13 protein-coding genes are annotated in these 14800 nt (G+C 61.4%); 6 read left to right on the forward strand and 7 right to left on the reverse strand.

The window, feature by feature from the left end; genetic code table 11:
* Nucleotides 1-111 precede the first annotated feature (111 nt).
* Nucleotides 112-813, reverse strand: a complete 702-nt coding sequence (locus tag MF410_RS01210; protein WP_097629174.1) for a sugar transferase — start codon at nt 811-813, stop codon at nt 112-114.
* Between the two features lie 469 nt (nt 814-1282).
* Here MF410_RS01210 and MF410_RS01215 point away from each other — a divergent pair, with 469 nt between their 5' ends.
* The 5 genes from MF410_RS01215 to MF410_RS01235 all read left to right on the forward strand — a co-directional run bounded on the left by MF410_RS01215 (nt 1283) and on the right by MF410_RS01235 (nt 7049).
* Entirely contained in the window at nt 1283-2020 is a 738-nt protein-coding gene (locus MF410_RS01215) for a Crp/Fnr family transcriptional regulator (protein WP_097629173.1), read from the forward strand.
* Complete coding sequence (locus tag MF410_RS01220; protein WP_097629172.1) at nt 2020-3366, forward strand: glycosyltransferase family 4 protein; 1347 nt, start codon at nt 2020-2022, stop codon at nt 3364-3366. Before MF410_RS01215 ends, MF410_RS01220 begins: the two co-directional genes overlap by 1 nt.
* Entirely contained in the window at nt 3363-4607 is a 1245-nt protein-coding gene (locus MF410_RS01225) for a glycosyltransferase family 4 protein (protein ID WP_097629171.1), read from the forward strand. The genes MF410_RS01220 and MF410_RS01225 overlap by 4 nt, the downstream gene beginning before the upstream one ends.
* Nucleotides 4608-4685: 78 nt before the next feature.
* The gene (locus MF410_RS01230) at nt 4686-6167 is read left to right on the forward strand and encodes a lipopolysaccharide biosynthesis protein (protein ID WP_097629170.1); all 1482 of its coding nucleotides are present in this window, start codon (nt 4686-4688) and stop codon (nt 6165-6167) included.
* 54 nt (nt 6168-6221) lie between these two features.
* Nucleotides 6222-7049, forward strand: a complete 828-nt coding sequence (locus MF410_RS01235) for a glycoside hydrolase family 16 protein (RefSeq protein WP_097629169.1) — start codon at nt 6222-6224, stop codon at nt 7047-7049.
* A 28-nt stretch (nt 7050-7077) separates the two neighbouring features.
* Here MF410_RS01235 and ugpC read toward each other — a convergent pair whose 3' ends face one another.
* The 6 genes from ugpC to MF410_RS01265 all read right to left on the reverse strand — a co-directional run bounded on the left by ugpC (nt 7078) and on the right by MF410_RS01265 (nt 13145).
* Nucleotides 7078-8157: a sn-glycerol-3-phosphate ABC transporter ATP-binding protein UgpC gene (gene ugpC, locus MF410_RS01240; protein WP_097629168.1), complete on the reverse strand. Its 1080-nt coding sequence runs from the start codon at nt 8155-8157 to the stop codon at nt 7078-7080.
* Nucleotides 8154-9083 (reverse strand): PfkB family carbohydrate kinase, encoded by a 930-nt coding sequence (locus tag MF410_RS01245; RefSeq protein ID WP_097629167.1) that lies wholly within the window; start codon nt 9081-9083, stop codon nt 8154-8156. The genes ugpC and MF410_RS01245 overlap by 4 nt, the downstream gene beginning before the upstream one ends.
* Complete coding sequence (locus MF410_RS01250) at nt 9084-10106, reverse strand: aminotransferase (RefSeq protein WP_097629166.1); 1023 nt, start codon at nt 10104-10106, stop codon at nt 9084-9086.
* The gene (locus MF410_RS01255; RefSeq protein ID WP_097629165.1) at nt 10103-10948 is read right to left on the reverse strand and encodes a carbohydrate ABC transporter permease; all 846 of its coding nucleotides are present in this window, start codon (nt 10946-10948) and stop codon (nt 10103-10105) included. Before MF410_RS01255 ends, MF410_RS01250 begins: the two co-directional genes overlap by 4 nt.
* Complete coding sequence (locus MF410_RS01260) at nt 10948-11832, reverse strand: sugar ABC transporter permease (protein WP_097629164.1); 885 nt, start codon at nt 11830-11832, stop codon at nt 10948-10950. The genes MF410_RS01255 and MF410_RS01260 overlap by 1 nt, the downstream gene beginning before the upstream one ends.
* A gap of 74 nt (nt 11833-11906) precedes the next feature.
* Nucleotides 11907-13145 carry an extracellular solute-binding protein gene (locus MF410_RS01265; RefSeq protein ID WP_097629163.1) on the reverse strand — a complete coding sequence of 413 codons (1239 nt, stop codon included), beginning with the start codon at nt 13143-13145 and terminating at the stop codon, nt 11907-11909.
* Between the two features lie 197 nt (nt 13146-13342).
* Between MF410_RS01265 and MF410_RS01270 the strand changes: the two genes are divergently transcribed.
* Nucleotides 13343-14548 (forward strand): ROK family transcriptional regulator, encoded by a 1206-nt coding sequence (locus tag MF410_RS01270; protein WP_097629162.1) that lies wholly within the window; start codon nt 13343-13345, stop codon nt 14546-14548.
* Nucleotides 14549-14800 lie beyond the last annotated feature (252 nt).

Below are 14800 nucleotides of genomic sequence, written 5' to 3' on the forward strand. Positions count from 1 at the left end.
CCAAATCCAAAATGGCGAGATTACGGAGTTACGAGATACTGGCAGCCTGGAGAGGACGAAGGGGTAGCGTATCTTCCGACGGACATGATCGGCAGCTTTCCCCTTTAATGCTCAGTACGAGCCACGCTGCGAAAACAGAGCTGGGATGGTCTTGGCGATGATGATCAAGTCCCGGCCGAGCGACCAGTTATTGAGGTAGTGCACGTCGAGGGAAACCCGGTGTTCATAGCTGACATCGTTGCGCCCGCTGGTCTGCCAGTGACCGGTCAGTCCAGGACGGACGGCCATGTAGGCCCAGATGTGCTCGCCGTAGCGCGGCAATTCTTCAGCGGTGATCGGCCGCGGGCCGACCAGGCTCATTTCGCCGCGCAGGACATTGAACAACTGGGGGAGCTCGTCGAGGCTCGACCGTCGCAGAATGTCGCCGACGGCGGTGATCCTCGGATCATCCTTCAGCTTGCGCGTCGCTTCCCATTCGCTGCGCGCAGCCGCGCTGTTTTGCAGCAATTCGGCAAGCTGCGCGCTCGCATCGGTCTTCATCGTGCGAAACTTGAGGCATCCGAACGGCGCTCCGCCGAAGCCGATGCGCGTATGGGAATAGAAGGCCGGGCCGCGGTCGGAGAATTTCACGATCATTGCGACGAGCAGCAGAAGCGGGGAAAGCAGGATCAGGGCGGTGATCGCCAACAGAAGGTCGAGCGCGCGCTTGACCGATCTACCCGCTGCACGAGGTCGGGACGCATGGAGGCCGCCGTCTTTCGCAGGCCTTCCGACACGCGACCATGCCTCGAAACTATGTGCATCCCATGCCATTGGGGTCTCCAAAACTTTCCGATTAAGAACCGTTCAAAGTTTGCTGCGCCGCACTCTTGTTGTCTGTTACCAAAGTCATAATCCTTAATAAATACTTTATGCTACGAAACCGCAGAAGAGAGATCCGATCGTGGCGTCTGGCAAATTATTTTCATTCTAAATCAGGATATAAACTACCCAGTCGTGGTTAAGGCGCGTAGATACACCTATATTTATGATATCATCATTCGGATTAGTGATATTTTTAATCAGCAAGACTTTTTAATAAGCGAAAATTTCCGTAAAATGGGCTTTATTTGAACTTATCGAGGCTATTAATGAGACAAATGATGTATTTTTGTGTTTTCAACTAATTGTAATCTCAATATTTACGTAAACTCTCGGCGATGTTATTTGACTTCGATATTAAGGCAATATAAATGATGCAGTGCAGCATTCTTATCGTTATTCGAGTATTGGAGTTATGCGCATGGACGGGGTGACGCACGCATCAGACCGCAGGGCCGGCATCGGCAAGCCGACGATATCGGCGAGCGGCGGCATTCATCTCGGCAGCCGCATCGTGCTTGACGATGAATTTCTTTCCTGCCGATCGAGCGTCCGGCGTTTCCGGCGCGGCGAGGTCATTGCCGGGGCCGGCGTCCTGATCGATATGTTCGCGCGCGTACATTCCGGGGTGGTCAGCGCAAGCACGATGCTGCCCGACGGCAGGGAATTCATTGTCGAGATCATTCCGAAATCAGGCCTGATCGGCGAGCTCGAGGTTCTGCGCAGGCAGACGCTGAGCCTCGAATACCGAGCCGGCTCCAACTGCGAGCTGCATTTCTTCGAAGGTCGCCTGTTGCGCGACATGTACGCCAGCGATGCCTCCTTCCGCGAAAAGGTCTTTTCCAGGGCGCTGGCGCGTATTTCGGAGCTTGAACTCCGGATCATTTCGAATGCGGCGTCGAGCCTGCAGTCGAGACTGGCCAGCACACTGCTCCGGCTTTCGGCTGTTTATGGAAAAGACGCAGCAAACAACGGGGACGAACTGATCATCTCCCAAAATGACCTGGCCGCGACGTTGCCGGCGTCGCGCGAGAAGGTCAATCAATGCCTTCGGCGCCTGCGGGAAGGCAAGATCATCGACGGGGGGCAGGGCAAGATCCGCATTCTCAACCGCAAGGCGCTTGAGGCCTGTGCCAACGGCGCGGTTTTGGTGAAGTAATGCGCCCGTCGCTTTCCGAGGGCCTCCGATCCACTGCAAGCATTGGCCGCTTTCCCGGCCCCCGCACGGCAAAGATCGATCGCGTGGTCGTCATCGACGACTATTCGGTGGCCAGAGGCGGCGCGACAGGCCTGGCGGTACTGTCAGCCAAGCTTTTTCGCGGGCTCGACATCCCCGTTACCTATATTAGCGGGGATGACGCGGCCAATGCGGAGCTTGTCGCACTCGGCGTCTCGATGGTCGGGCTGAAGAGCCGCGACCTGCTCAGCGCCGAGCGTGCGAAGGCATTCGTCGCCGGCATTCACAATGGAGCCGCCGTCCGCATGGTGGCGAACTGGATTGCCGAAAACGATACCGCCAACACCGTCTACCATGTGCATGGCTGGCACCAGATCCTGTCTCCCGCGATTTTCAAGGCGCTGGCGCCGGTCGCCGGACGATGCGTGGTTCACGCGCATGATTTCTTCACGGCCTGCCCCAACGGCGCCTTCTTCGACTATCAGGCGCAGGAAATCTGCCTGCGACGCCCGCTTGGCGGAGGCTGTATTGCGACGGCCTGCGACAAGAGAAGTTATTCGCACAAATTGTGGCGGGTTGCCCGCGGCTCGAATATCCTCCGGCTCCTGAAGGGGCAGGCCGAATTCGGCCGGATCATCCTGCTGCATGAGAAGATGGCGAGCTTTCTCGTCGACACCGGCTATCGGCCGGAACGGCTGACGACGATCCGCAATCCCGTCGCTCCACTCTCCATCAATCGCATCGAAGCGGAAGCCAACGACGAGTTCGTGTTCATCGGACGGCTAGACGAGGAAAAAGGCGTTGAGGACGCCGTCGCCGCCACGCGCCGAGCCGTTGTCAGGCTCTGCGTGATCGGCGACGGGCCGCTGATGTCGCGGGTCGCAGCGTCGGGAGATCACGTCAGGGCGGTCGGCTGGCAGTCGCATGCGGAGATCGGCCCGATCATCCGCAAGGCGCGTGCGCTGTTGATGCCCTCGCGTTATCCCGAGCCGTTCGGTCTCGTCGCTATCGAAGCGGCGAGGAGCGGTCTGCCGGTCATCATGTCGCGTAGCGCCTTTCTCGCCGAAGAAATGGAAAGAGCCGGCATGGCGCTTGCCTGCGATACGGCCGATGAAAGCGCCTTTGCCGAGACTTTGACGCGATTCAGTCAAATGTCCGCGCAAGAGGTTCGCGCCATGAGCGAGCGGGCCTTGCAGCTGTCGCCGGATCTCGCCTCGACACACGAGGAATGGCGCGATGCGCTTCTTGCCGAATACCAAAGCCTGATTTCGACGAACGCGGTTTCCGAGCCGGCAGACGGTGTGGCGATACAAGGAGTACTCAGTTGACCCTTAAAGCAGCGACCTCTCTCCCCGACGCGAGGGCATTTCTCCCCGATGCGCCTGTTATGGCGAAAAGACGCGTCACCGAGGCGGGAACCTCAAAAGAGAGCGGGCAACTTCGTGTCGCCATCGTGCATTACTGGCTCGTTTCGATGCGCGGCGGCGAGAAGGTTCTGGAAGAGCTGTGCCGGATGTTTCCGCAAGCGGATATCTTCACCCTCGTCTGCAACCGGGATCGCATCAGCGATTTTCTGAAGACGCGCAACATCCGCACGTCCTTCCTGCAGAAGATCCCCGGCGCGCAGCGTCACTACACCAAGATGCTGCCGTTGATGCCCTTTGCGCTCGAGCAGTTCGATCTGCAGGATTACGACCTAGTGCTGTCGAGCGAATCCGGCCCCGCCAAAGGCATCATCACACGCGCCGACGCTCTCCATGTCTGCTACTGCCATTCGCCGATGCGCTATATCTGGGATCAGTTCCATGTCTATCGCCATGGCCTGCCCTGGGTGGGACGTGCCCTGATGTCGATTACCGCGCCCATGCTGCGCGCCTGGGACGTGACGACGTCCTCGCGCGTCGATGTGTTCGTCGCCAACTCCGAATATGTCGCAAGCCGCATCCGACGGTTCTACGACCGGGACTCCGTCGTCATCCATCCGCCGGTTGCGACCGATGATTTTGCCGTGGGCAAGGGAAAAGGCGAATTCTACCTCTATGCGGGACAGCTGACCACCTACAAGCGGCCGGATATCGCCGTGCGCGCCTGCACCGAGGCCGGCCGGAAACTGGTGGTGATCGGTGAAGGCGAACAACTCCCTTACCTGAAGTCGATCGCCGGACCGACCGTTCAGTTTCTCGGCCATCAGCCTTTCAACGTGCTGCGCGACCACCTGTCGCGATGCAGGGCCTTGTTGTTTCCGGGCACGGAGGATTTCGGCATCCTGCCGGTTGAAGCGATGGCATCAGGGCGGCCGGTTTTGGCCTTCGATGCGGGCGGCGCCCGGGAAACCGTATCCGCCCCGCAGGTCGGCTTTCGCTTTGCCGAGCAGACGACGGAAGCCCTTTTGGAAACGATGGCAGCATTCGAAGAGGTCGAGGACGATATCGATCCGCATGCAATCCGCGCGCATTCGCTGAAATTCTCCTCAGCCGTATTCCGCGATCGTCTGTCCGGTCTGATTGAGCAACAACTGTCCAGCCACGCAGACGGAGCTGCCGGCGTCTTCAGAAGACGGGCGGGTTGAGGGGAAAAGAACGGAGCAGCCCGCCTTGCAGCCCCGACCGCCCTCTCAACCCCTCGACGAGAAATAGATAAACCGATCATGTCAAGCGTATCTCAGAGGACGGCGACGGCGAGCATCTGGACGATCAGTGGAAAATTCCTCGCGCGGATGCTTGATTTCGTCAGCCTCCTTGTCCTGGCAAGGCTGCTGAGTCCTGCGGATTTTGGCCTAGTCGCCATCGCGACGTCGGTCCTGGTTATCGTCGAGGCAATCCTGGACCTGCCGTTGACCCAGGCGCTGATGCGTCAATCGTCGCCTTCGGACGAGATGTTCGCCACGGCCTTCACCCTCAGCCTGCTGAGAGGGCTGGCCATCAGCCTGCTGATGATGATCATCTCCTGGCCAATGGCGCTGGTCTACAACGATCCTCGGCTTTTCGCCCTTGTCGCCGTTCTCTCGATTGCGCCTGCGATGCGCAGCGTGGTCAGCCCGCGCATGGTTCTTTTCATGCAGCGGTTCGATTTCAAACGCGAGTTCGCGCTCGATCTCATCGCCAAGGGATCGACATTGCTGTTCGGGGTGGGGGTAGCTGTCGCAACAGGCAGCTATTGGGGGCTGGCGATCGGAGCGGTCGCCGGCCCGACCGCGGCGATGATCACCTCCTATGTTCTTGCGCCGATGCGACCGACGTTCAGCCTTTCCGAATGGAAGCATTTTCAGGACATGATCAGCTGGAATACCGTGTCGCAGGTGTTGAGTTCGATCAACTGGCAGCTGGACCGGCTGCTTCTGCCGCGTTTTACCGGCCTGTCGACATTCGGCGCCTTCAGCGTCGCCGACAATATCGCCGGTATTCCGTATCAAACCTTCGTCGGACCGTTGCTGCGCCCGCTGATGGCGGCCTTCTCCACGGTGGAAGACCGCCGCAACCTGATCGCCGCCTATCTGAAGGCGACGAATGCGATCACCTTCGTCGCGGCACCCATTCTCATTGCGCTTGCCCTTCTGGCCGAGCCGACCGTGCGCATCCTCGTCGGCGAGAAATGGGCATCGGCCGCGCCAATCCTGCAGTGGCTGTGCCTTGTCAGCCTGCTTGGTCTTCCCACAAACATGATGCCACCATTGGCGATGGTCATGAACAATACCCGTTATGTCGCTCTCAGGATGTTTGTCGAGTTCGCCGTCAGGGTCCCGGTCACCATTTTGGGCATCGCCTATTTTCAGGTGTCGGGGGCACTCGGCGCGCGGATCGTGGCAGTCCTCGTCGCCTATGGCGCATCGCTCGTCATCACACGGCGGCTGATCGGCGCGAGTTTTGCCGCGCAATTGAATTCCTTTTTCCGGCCGCTGGCCGCGAGCCTGCCGATGATCGCCTTCCTGCTCTGGGTGGGGCCAATGCTCGTCGCCATGCCTGTCGGCGTCACTCTTGTCGTCTGTGTCGCGCTTTGCGGCGGGGTGGCAGCGGGCATTTTCTGGGCTGTCGCCTTGCTGCTGTGGCAGATGGTCGGAAAGCCCGACGGCATCGAGACCATTGTCGTTCAAAGGCTGATGCCGCGACGAAACGAGGTTCTCACCTCATGATCGAGGCAAATGCCCCCCCGCCGATTGTGTTCAAGCGTTTTCAAGGGAGTAACAATGCGTTACGGGATATCTGCCAAGTGGCTCGGTCTGCTCGTCGTTCTCGGTCTAGGCGCGCTGCCCGGCCAGCCCAGCGTGGCCCAGGAACCGCTCAATATCGATGCATACCAGCTGACATTCGACGAGAGTTTCGACAGCCTCGACGTTTCGGCCTGGGGAGAGAAGAGCTCCCGCTGGATCGCCCATACGCCCTGGAACGGCGATTTCGGTGATGCCCGTTTCACCGATCCGGCTCCCGGCTTTCCGTTTACAACCGATCAAGGAATTTTGAAGATCGAAGCGCGCAAGGAGGCCGACGGCACCTGGCGTTCGGGCTTGCTGTCGTCGGTGAACCCGAAGGGCGAAGGTTTCTCGCAGCAGTTCGGCTATTTCGAAGCACGGATGAGGCTGCCGCCGGGCAAGGGTGTCTGGCCGGCCTTCTGGCTCATCGGGCTCGACCGGTCGAAATATACAGCCGAGATCGACGTACTGGAATATTACGGCCGCGCGCCTTACGAATTCAGCATGGGTTTTCATATCTGGCGTCAGAGCCAAGGCGGCCAGAACTCGACCGGCGGCTATTGGAAAACGGTCGAGGACGGAATTCTAAACAGCGAGTATCATACCTACGGCGTCGATATCCAGGCCGACAAGACGACCTTCTATCTGGATCGGCAATACCTTTGGAGCTTCGACACCCCGAAGGAGTTCCACATGCCGTTCTATCCGCTGGTCAATCTGGCGCTCGGCTCGGGATGGCCGATCGATGAAACGCCGAACCCTTCCATTCTGCTGGTCGATTATATCCATGTTTACAAGCGAAAGCCCGCCGAAGCGGCGAACTGAACGGGGAGACTCAGGGTGCTTGGTGGGCCTATTGCTCGCCGAGGCAGCTGAGACCGGTTTCCAGGTCGAAGAGATGCATGGCCTCTTCGTCGAAGAAGAGGGTCAGTTTTTCGTTGTCCCGGATCGGCGTGCGCGGCGGCAGGCAAGCCATCAGCCGCTGATTTCCCGTAAGCGCGGTGACGACGAGTTCCGGACCGGTCAGTTCCGAAACCTCGGTGGTTGCCTTGATAGACAGGCCGTTGCCGTCGGTGCGAAGCGCCTCGGGACGGATGCCGAGGACGAGATCGCGGCCATTGCCGACGGTATCGCGGAAGCAAGCGGGTAGGGGCAGGGTGGCATCGGAGCTTGAAAGCGCTAGACGGCCGTCACGCACCGTCGCCTTCAGCAGGTTCATCGGCGGCGCGCCGACGAAGGTGGCGACATAGAGCGTTGCCGGATGGTTGTAGATCTCTTCCGGCGTGCCGAGCTGCTCGATGCGGCCGTCGCGCATGACGGCGATGCGGCTTGCCAGCGTCATCGCCTCGATCTGGTCATGGGTGACGTAGACTACCGTCGTCTTCAGCATTTGGTGCAGCCGCTTGATCTCGGTGCGCATCTCCATGCGCAGCTTGGCGTCGAGATTGGAGAGCGGCTCGTCGAAGAGGAAGACCTCCGGCTTGCGCACCAGCGCGCGGCCGATCGCGACGCGCTGGCGCTGGCCGCCGGAAAGCTGGCTCGGCTTGCGCTCGAGGAGGTTTTCGATCTGCAGCAGTTTTGCAGCGTCGCGCACCGCCCTGTCGCGCTCGGGCGCCGGCACCTTGCGCATTTCCAGGCCGAAGCCGATGTTCCTGTGCACCGTCAGATTGGGATAGAGCGCATAGGATTGAAAGACCATGGCGATGTCGCGGTCCTTCGGATGCACGCCGAGCACCGAGCGCCCGCCGATCCTGACGTCGCCGCTCGTTGCCTCGGCAAGGCCCGCAATGATGTTCAGGAGCGTGGACTTGCCGCAGCCAGACGAGCCGAGCAGCACGAGGAATTCGCCGCTTTCCAGCGAAATGTCGATGCCTTTCAGCGTCTCGACTTCGCCATACGTCTTACGGATGTTCTGGATGTCGAGCGCGCTCATGACACGGGCTCCTGAAGGGATGACGGATTACCGTAGCTACGGGGCAGGGTGGAAATGGCGCGCGAGGCGATCTCGGTACCCGCTTTCAGGCAGGAGATCAAAGGCTCGTCCTTTGCGAGCGCGGCGAGGAAGGCGGCGTTGAAGACATCGCCGGCGCCGATCGTATCGACGACCTTGACGACGGGTGCAGGCACCGAAGCCGGCAGGCCGTCTGGCCCGATGGCGACGGCGCCGTCCGGGCCGCGTTTGACGACGACGATCGCACCTTCCGGCATGTGCGACCTGATTTCGTGGGCAGCCTCGATCGGATCGGCGATGCCGGCAAGCGTTGTCGTCTCGACCTCGTTCAGCAATGCGATGCCGCTGCGGGAGAGCCAGGCGCGTGTCGCCGTGCAGTTCTCTTCCTTCCAACCGTCGAGCGGCCAGCCTGTGTCGAGCGCGACGGTGATGTCATGGCTATCGGCCCAATCGAAGAGAGCGTCGTATTCTCTCGTCAGATCTTCGGTCAGGAAGGCGCCGCAGAGCAGCGCGTAGCCGCCCCGGAGTCTTGCGCCGTCGATGACGGCGAAGATATCGGCAAGCGCGAAGCGCGGCAGGTGGCCCGTCGTCGTGAAGAAGGTGCGCTCGCCATCCGGATGGGTGATGCCGACGGAGAGCGTCGTCTTCTCAGGACGGACCGGCCAGTTCACGGAACGATGCCCGAAGGCTTCGGCGAGCCAGCGGCCGAACTGGTCGCTGCCGATATTGGCGGCGATCTCGAATTCGATGCCGAGCGCCTGCCAGGCGAGCGCGCTGTTGCCGGCCGATCCGCCGACCCTGAGCTCGTCATGATCGACGATGATTTCCGTCCCGGCTTTCGGCCAGGGGGCCGCCGGTCCGAGGATGAGGTCGACATTGACGTTGCCGATGACTGCAAGCGGCCGCATTCATTCGCTCCGGGTAATCTTGGTGGAACGGACCGGCATTCCGGCATTATCCACGCGGGCGTCGGCAAAGGCGATCATCAGCCGCTGGGCGACCGGCAGCATGGCGAAGATCGCCGCAAGGCCCGTCGCAGGGGTAAAGCGGATCGTCACCGCGCCGGCGACCGGCGCTTGGCCGGATGCGTCGAACAGGATGACCGGCGCGCCGGTGTCGACCGCGGAGACCGCCATAGCCGTCACCAAGCCGGCCGTCTCGTCCAGGCCGCGGAACAGCACCAGACCGATCTCAGGCCCCAGCATCTCCATCGGCCCATGGCGCAGTTGGCCGCCTTCGAGCGAGAAACAGGGACGGCGCGATAATTCGGTCAACCCAAGCGCCAGCGCCTCGGCAACACCCTGCAGGCGGCGGCCCGAGGTGACGACGGTCGCGACGTTTTCGAGCGCGGCCAGCGCCGCGGCGATGTCATGGTCTTTGGGTGCCCTGAGGACGGCAAGTGCGGCCGTGGGATCTTCGCCGAGGGCGGAAAGGATTGCCAGATGCAGGGCGAGGGTCACCGTCAGGCTGCGGGTCGCGGCAAAGGCAAGTTCGGTGCCGCCGCTGCCGACCAGCGACGGGGCGGTGCTGGCAAGGAAGGAAGTGGCTTCGAGCGTCAGGCCGAAGGTCTCCTGCGGGCCGCCGGTCTCTTCGAACCAGCGCAGGACTTCGGCACTTTCGCCCGATTGCGAGGTGACGAAGACCGTCTTGCCGGCGATCGGCAGCGGCTGGCCGAGCTGTTCGGAGAGCGGCAGGGCGACGGCATCGATGCCGAGGGTGCGGTAGAGCGGCTCGACGGCGCGGTTGACGGCATGCGAGCCGCCCATGCCGAGCAAGAGCAGCCGGCCAGTCTTCTTCAGCGACGTAGCGGCTCTTACCGCCATCGGTGCGGTGGCATCATAGGAGGCGAGCGCATCGGCGTGCTGACGCGCCATCTCGCGGTCAATTGCGGCAAGTCCGGCCGGCCGGGTTCGTTCTGTCGTCATCTTCATCCCTTGACGCCGCCGCTGGTGAGCCCTGAAATCAGGGCGCGTTGCATGACGAGACCGATCAGCACCGGGGGCAGGGCGGCGAGCACGCCTGCCGTGGCGATCAGTCCGTAATCGGAAACGCGGCCGCCGGCGAGATCGGCAATGGCGACGGTCAGCGTCTTGGCGCGCTGGTCGGAGGTGAAGAGCAGCGCATAGAAGAATTCGTCCCAGCCTAGCAGGAATGCAAAGAGGCTGGATGTCGCGACGACAGGGGCTGCGAGCGGCAGCGTGATAATCCTCAGCGTCTGGAACAGGCCGGCGCCGTCGATCATCGCGGCGGATTCGATCTCGCGCGGGATGGAATCGAAGCCCGATTTCATCAGCCAGGTGGTGAAGGGTGCTAGGATTGTCAGATAGACCAAGGCAAGGCCGAAGACGTTGTTCAGCATGCCGAGATGAGAGAGACCCATATAGAGCGGCACGGCAAGCGCCACCGGCGGCAGCATATAGGTGGCGATCACCATCGACAGCGACCATCCGACAGAAGGCGTGCGCGACACGGCCCAGCCGGCCGGAATGGCAAGGGCGATGGCGGCGATCGTCGCCATGCCCGCCACCTCGATGCTGTTGCGCAACGACGAAGTAAACGCGGCGCCGGCGCTGTTTTCGAGCGTCGAAAGCAGCACGGCGTAGCGAGAGAAATCCGCCGCCTGCGGCCACCAGCGCAGCGGCTTTGCCGCAAGATCGGCGGCCGGCGAGATGCTCATGATGAACAGCCAAAGGATCGGCGCCAGGATGACGGCGGCAAGCAGCAGCGCGCTGACATAGATGAAGGCAGAAAAGAGTGGATTTTGGCGTTCCATCAGGCCGCACTCCCGGCAGTCTTGCGCACCAGGGCGGCATAACCGGCGGCCAGCAGGGTCACCAGCAGCGTTACGATCAGGGCCAGCGAGGCGCCCGAGCCCGCCCGCTGGAAGGAGAAGGCCTCCTGATAGACAAGGATCGACAGCGTGCGGGTGCTATTGGCAGGGCCGCCGCGGGTCATCACCCAGATGATGTCGAATACCTTGAAGGCTTCGATCGTGCGCAGCACCAGCGCCACCATCAGCGGACCGGCGAGATAGGGCAGGATAACGAAGCGGAAGCGCGCGAAGGGGCCGGCGCCGTCGACGAGGGAGGCGGCGGTGATGTCGCGCGGCACGGCCTGGAGCGCGGCCAGTGCGATCAGCGCCACCAGCGGGAAGTTCTTCCAGCAGTCGGCGACGATGAGAGCGGCCAGCGCCGTGCCGGGTTCGCCAAGCCAGGAGCGATAGGCGTCGAGAAGACCGAGCTGCGTCAGCGCGGCGTTCAGCGCACCGTACTCCGGATTGTAGATCAGCCGCCAGAGCGTGGCGTTGACGACGGTCGGCAGCGCCCAGGGGAGGATCATCAGGGCGCGAAGCGCAGTACGGCCGCGGAATTGCTGGTTCAGCAGCAGGGCGGCAAGGACGCCGATCACCATTTCGGCGGCAACCGAGACGATCGCGAACCATGTGGTGGTGATCAGCGTGCGCTGGAAATTCGAGCCGGAAATCATCTTGGCGTAATTGTCGATGCCGACGAAGCTGCCCTCGGTGCCGACGAGCTTGGCATCGGTGAAGGAGAGGCCGACCGTATCGATCAAAGGCCAGCCAATGACGGATATCATGACCACGAGAAGCGGCAGCATCAACAGCCACGCGCGAGTTGTCAGCCAAGTGCCCGACATCGAGGCGACCCTTCTTCATTCTTTAGTTTTGGAGGCCGGGCGACGGCAGGCGGCGCCCGGGTTTCTGAGTTTGATCAGAGGCCGCTATTGTCGGCCGCCGATTTCAGCGCATCCTCCGGAGAGGACTGGCCGAGCAGGGATTCCTGGATCGCCTGCTGCAGCGCGGTCGAGAGCTCCTGATATTTCGGCGTCGTCGGACGCGGATACATGGCCGCAAGGCCGATCTTGGCGGCGGAGATCAGCTCTTCCTGGCCCTTGGTGACCGCCGGGTCCTCATAGGAGGATGCCCAGATCGGCAGGCTCAGCTTGGCATAGGCATTCTGCGTCGCCTGCGACGTCATGAAGGTGATGTATTTCCAGGCCTCGTCGGGATGCTGGCTGGCGGAAGTGATGCCGAGGCCCATCGAGCCGTTGACGGCAGACGCCTGGCTTTTACCGGCAACACCCGGCGCCGGCACGACGCCGACCTTGCCCGCGACCTTGCTGTCCTTCGGGTCGTTGGCCATGTTATACATGTAGGTCCAATTCAAAGCGAAGGCGGCATCACCGTTTTCGAAGACCTTGCGGACATCCTCTTCCAGGAATTCCTTGGAGTTCGGGTTGGTCAGGCCGGAGGAATAGCTGGAGACCATGTATTTCAGCGCATCGAGGCCGCCGCCGCTCTGGAAGGCCGGCTTGCCGTCCTTGAGGAAATCGCCGCCATAGGCGCTGACGAGCGTGGTGTAGTCGCAGATCGCGGCTTCGGCCTGCGACCAGCTCCAGGCGATCGGCGTGGCGAGCAAGCCCTTGTCCTTGATCGCCTTTGCCTGCTCGGTCAGCTCGTCCCAGGTCTTCGGCGGCGCCTTGATGCCGGCCTTTTCGAGGATTTCCTTGTTGTAGAACAGGTATTTGGTATCGAGGATCCACGGCATGCCGTAATATTTGCCGTCATACTGCACGGTGGTCCAGGCGCCAGGCAGCACGCCCTTCTTCATCTGGTCGGTGATGCGGGAGGAGACATCGACCAGCACCTTGTTGGTGGCGTATTCGGCCGGCCAGATAACATCGAAGAGCACGACGTCGTAACCGCCGCCGGAACCCTGCGCCAGCACCGTCTTGTCGTGCAGGCCCTCATAGGGAACGAATTCGAGATTGACCTTGATATCGGGGTTCGCCTTGGCGAAGGCGTCGGTCATGGCGCGCACATCGGCCTCGCTGTAAGCGGCCTGCGCCATGAAAAGCGCGTTCAGCGTCGTTTCGGCGAAAGCATGCGGCGCAAGAGATGCGCCGATCAAGGCCGCACCCAGAAGCGTCTTGGTAAAGGATTTCAGCATTGCAGCCTCCAGTTTTTGACATTTACGCATTGCCAAGGGCGGCCCTCCGCCATCGGTGTTCGAGAAGTCGTCTCGGAGCGTCGTCGGAGCCCGTGTCGGCGTCCTGCGTTCCCTGGAACTCTCCGGTCCCTTATTAAGTCAATTGTCTTGACTTATTACTTCTTCAACATTCTACTGGAGTCAAGAGGCAATTGCACATGAATGACAGCCGGCCGATCCGGGCCAAGAGCGGCACCAACCACGAAGGCACCAGCGCGCATAACCGGCGCGTGATGATCGATGCCTTGAGGATCAATGGTGAACTTTCACGCGCCGATCTGGCGCGGGCGACATGGCTGACCAAGCAGACGGTGTCGAATATCATCGAGGAACTCGAGCGCGATGGTCTCGTCCGTTCGCAGGAGCCGGTGCGCAAGGGCAGGGGGCAGCCCTCGACGCCCTACGGGCTCGTGCCCGAAGGCGCCTTCGCGATCGGCCTGCAGATCGATCGGCATGTGACGCGAGCGGTCGCCGTCGATCTCATCGGCAGTGTTCTGATGCGCGCAGAAGCCGGCCTTCCGCCCGGAGGTCCCTCGACGGGAGCAAAGGTCATCCTCGATCTGGTCGCCGATGTGCGCTCCAAGCTTGCCGGGATCGTCCAGCAGTCGGAAAAGCGAATGGTCGGTCTCGGTGTCGCCATGCCCGGGCCCTTCGGGGTCGCCGGTAGCGGCGACGATCCGTGGATGATGGAGGCCTGGCAAAAGTTCCCGCTGCTGGAAAGGCTGGCCGCCGGCACCGGGCTCGACGTTGGCCTGCAGAACGATGCTGCTGCTGCGGCGACCGCCGAGCGCATGGTGGGAGCCGCCCATGGTGTCGACCATGCGGTCTGCCTCTTCGTCGGCTACGGCATCGGCGCCGGCCTCATTCTGAACGGCGAGCTCTACCGTGGCGCCAACGGCAATGCCGGCGAGATCGGCATGGCGCTGCTGTTTGCCGACGGCAAATCGACGCCGCTCGAACATCGCGCTTCGCTCGCCTCGCTCTATCAGCATCTCTCGGCCGATCCTGCCGATCCCCATCTCCATGCACGCATCAACGACCTTGCCTCAAGGGGCGATCCAAACATTAAGACCTGGATCGAGGCGGCGGCAGTGGACCTGCGCTGGAGCATCCATCTCATCGAAACGGTCTTCGATCCGCAGACTGTGATCCTGTGCGGCAGTGCCCCGGAAGCGCTGGTGAAAAGGTTGATCGCCGCCATCGGCCCGCTGCTGCCCTCGATCGCCGAACGACCTGGCCGCATGCTCCCGCGCCTGCAGCCCGGCATGGCCGATCCCTGGTCGGTGGCGATCGGTGCGGCCGCCGGACCGATCAGCCGTGCATTCGATCCCCGGTTCGCTGCAATTTTGAAGGATTTCCTTTAAATCTGGGGTTAAAACCAGGCGTTGCACAGCAGTGCAATGGCGGCGAGATAGGCGATTTTGCAAGTTTTCATGCGGCGGTAGCTTCGAATAATGATGCTGCGTCGCAATATAGGCAAATATTGAAAACCCTTGAAATTCATAAATATTCGAATACAAATATAAATGTTCGGCAGTGCGCTGGGGAGGCTGGCGAGGCTTCTCTAAATATAGCCTCGGCCGTGGCAAATAACATCCGCATGAAGGTTTTGTGAC

Source organism: Rhizobium sp. C104 (genome assembly GCF_022354505.1).
Classification (GTDB): domain Bacteria; phylum Pseudomonadota; class Alphaproteobacteria; order Rhizobiales; family Rhizobiaceae; genus Rhizobium; species Rhizobium redzepovicii.

Bases quoted from the DNA above. Each gene is read 5' to 3' on its own strand.
- ugpC (WP_097629168.1), bottom strand. From the start codon at position 8,157: ATGAGCGCGCTCGACATCCAGAACATCCGTAAGACGTATGGCGAAGTC.
- MF410_RS01230 (WP_097629170.1), top strand. From the start codon at position 4,686: ATGTCAAGCGTATCTCAGAGGACGGCGACGGCGAGCATCTGGACGATC.
- MF410_RS01220 (WP_097629172.1), top strand. From the start codon at position 2,020: ATGCGCCCGTCGCTTTCCGAGGGCCTCCGATCCACTGCAAGCATTGGC.
- MF410_RS01210 (WP_097629174.1), bottom strand. From the start codon at position 813: ATGGCATGGGATGCACATAGTTTCGAGGCATGGTCGCGTGTCGGAAGG.
- MF410_RS01260 (WP_097629164.1), bottom strand. From the start codon at position 11,832: ATGTCGGGCACTTGGCTGACAACTCGCGCGTGGCTGTTGATGCTGCCG.
- MF410_RS01250 (WP_097629166.1), bottom strand. From the start codon at position 10,106: ATGAAGATGACGACAGAACGAACCCGGCCGGCCGGACTTGCCGCAATT.
- MF410_RS01245 (WP_097629167.1), bottom strand. From the start codon at position 9,083: ATGCGGCCGCTTGCAGTCATCGGCAACGTCAATGTCGACCTCATCCTC.
- MF410_RS01265 (WP_097629163.1), bottom strand. From the start codon at position 13,145: ATGCTGAAATCCTTTACCAAGACGCTTCTGGGTGCGGCCTTGATCGGC.
- MF410_RS01270 (WP_097629162.1), top strand. From the start codon at position 13,343: ATGAATGACAGCCGGCCGATCCGGGCCAAGAGCGGCACCAACCACGAA.
- MF410_RS01255 (WP_097629165.1), bottom strand. From the start codon at position 10,948: ATGGAACGCCAAAATCCACTCTTTTCTGCCTTCATCTATGTCAGCGCG.
- MF410_RS01235 (WP_097629169.1), top strand. From the start codon at position 6,222: ATGCGTTACGGGATATCTGCCAAGTGGCTCGGTCTGCTCGTCGTTCTC.
- MF410_RS01215 (WP_097629173.1), top strand. From the start codon at position 1,283: ATGGACGGGGTGACGCACGCATCAGACCGCAGGGCCGGCATCGGCAAG.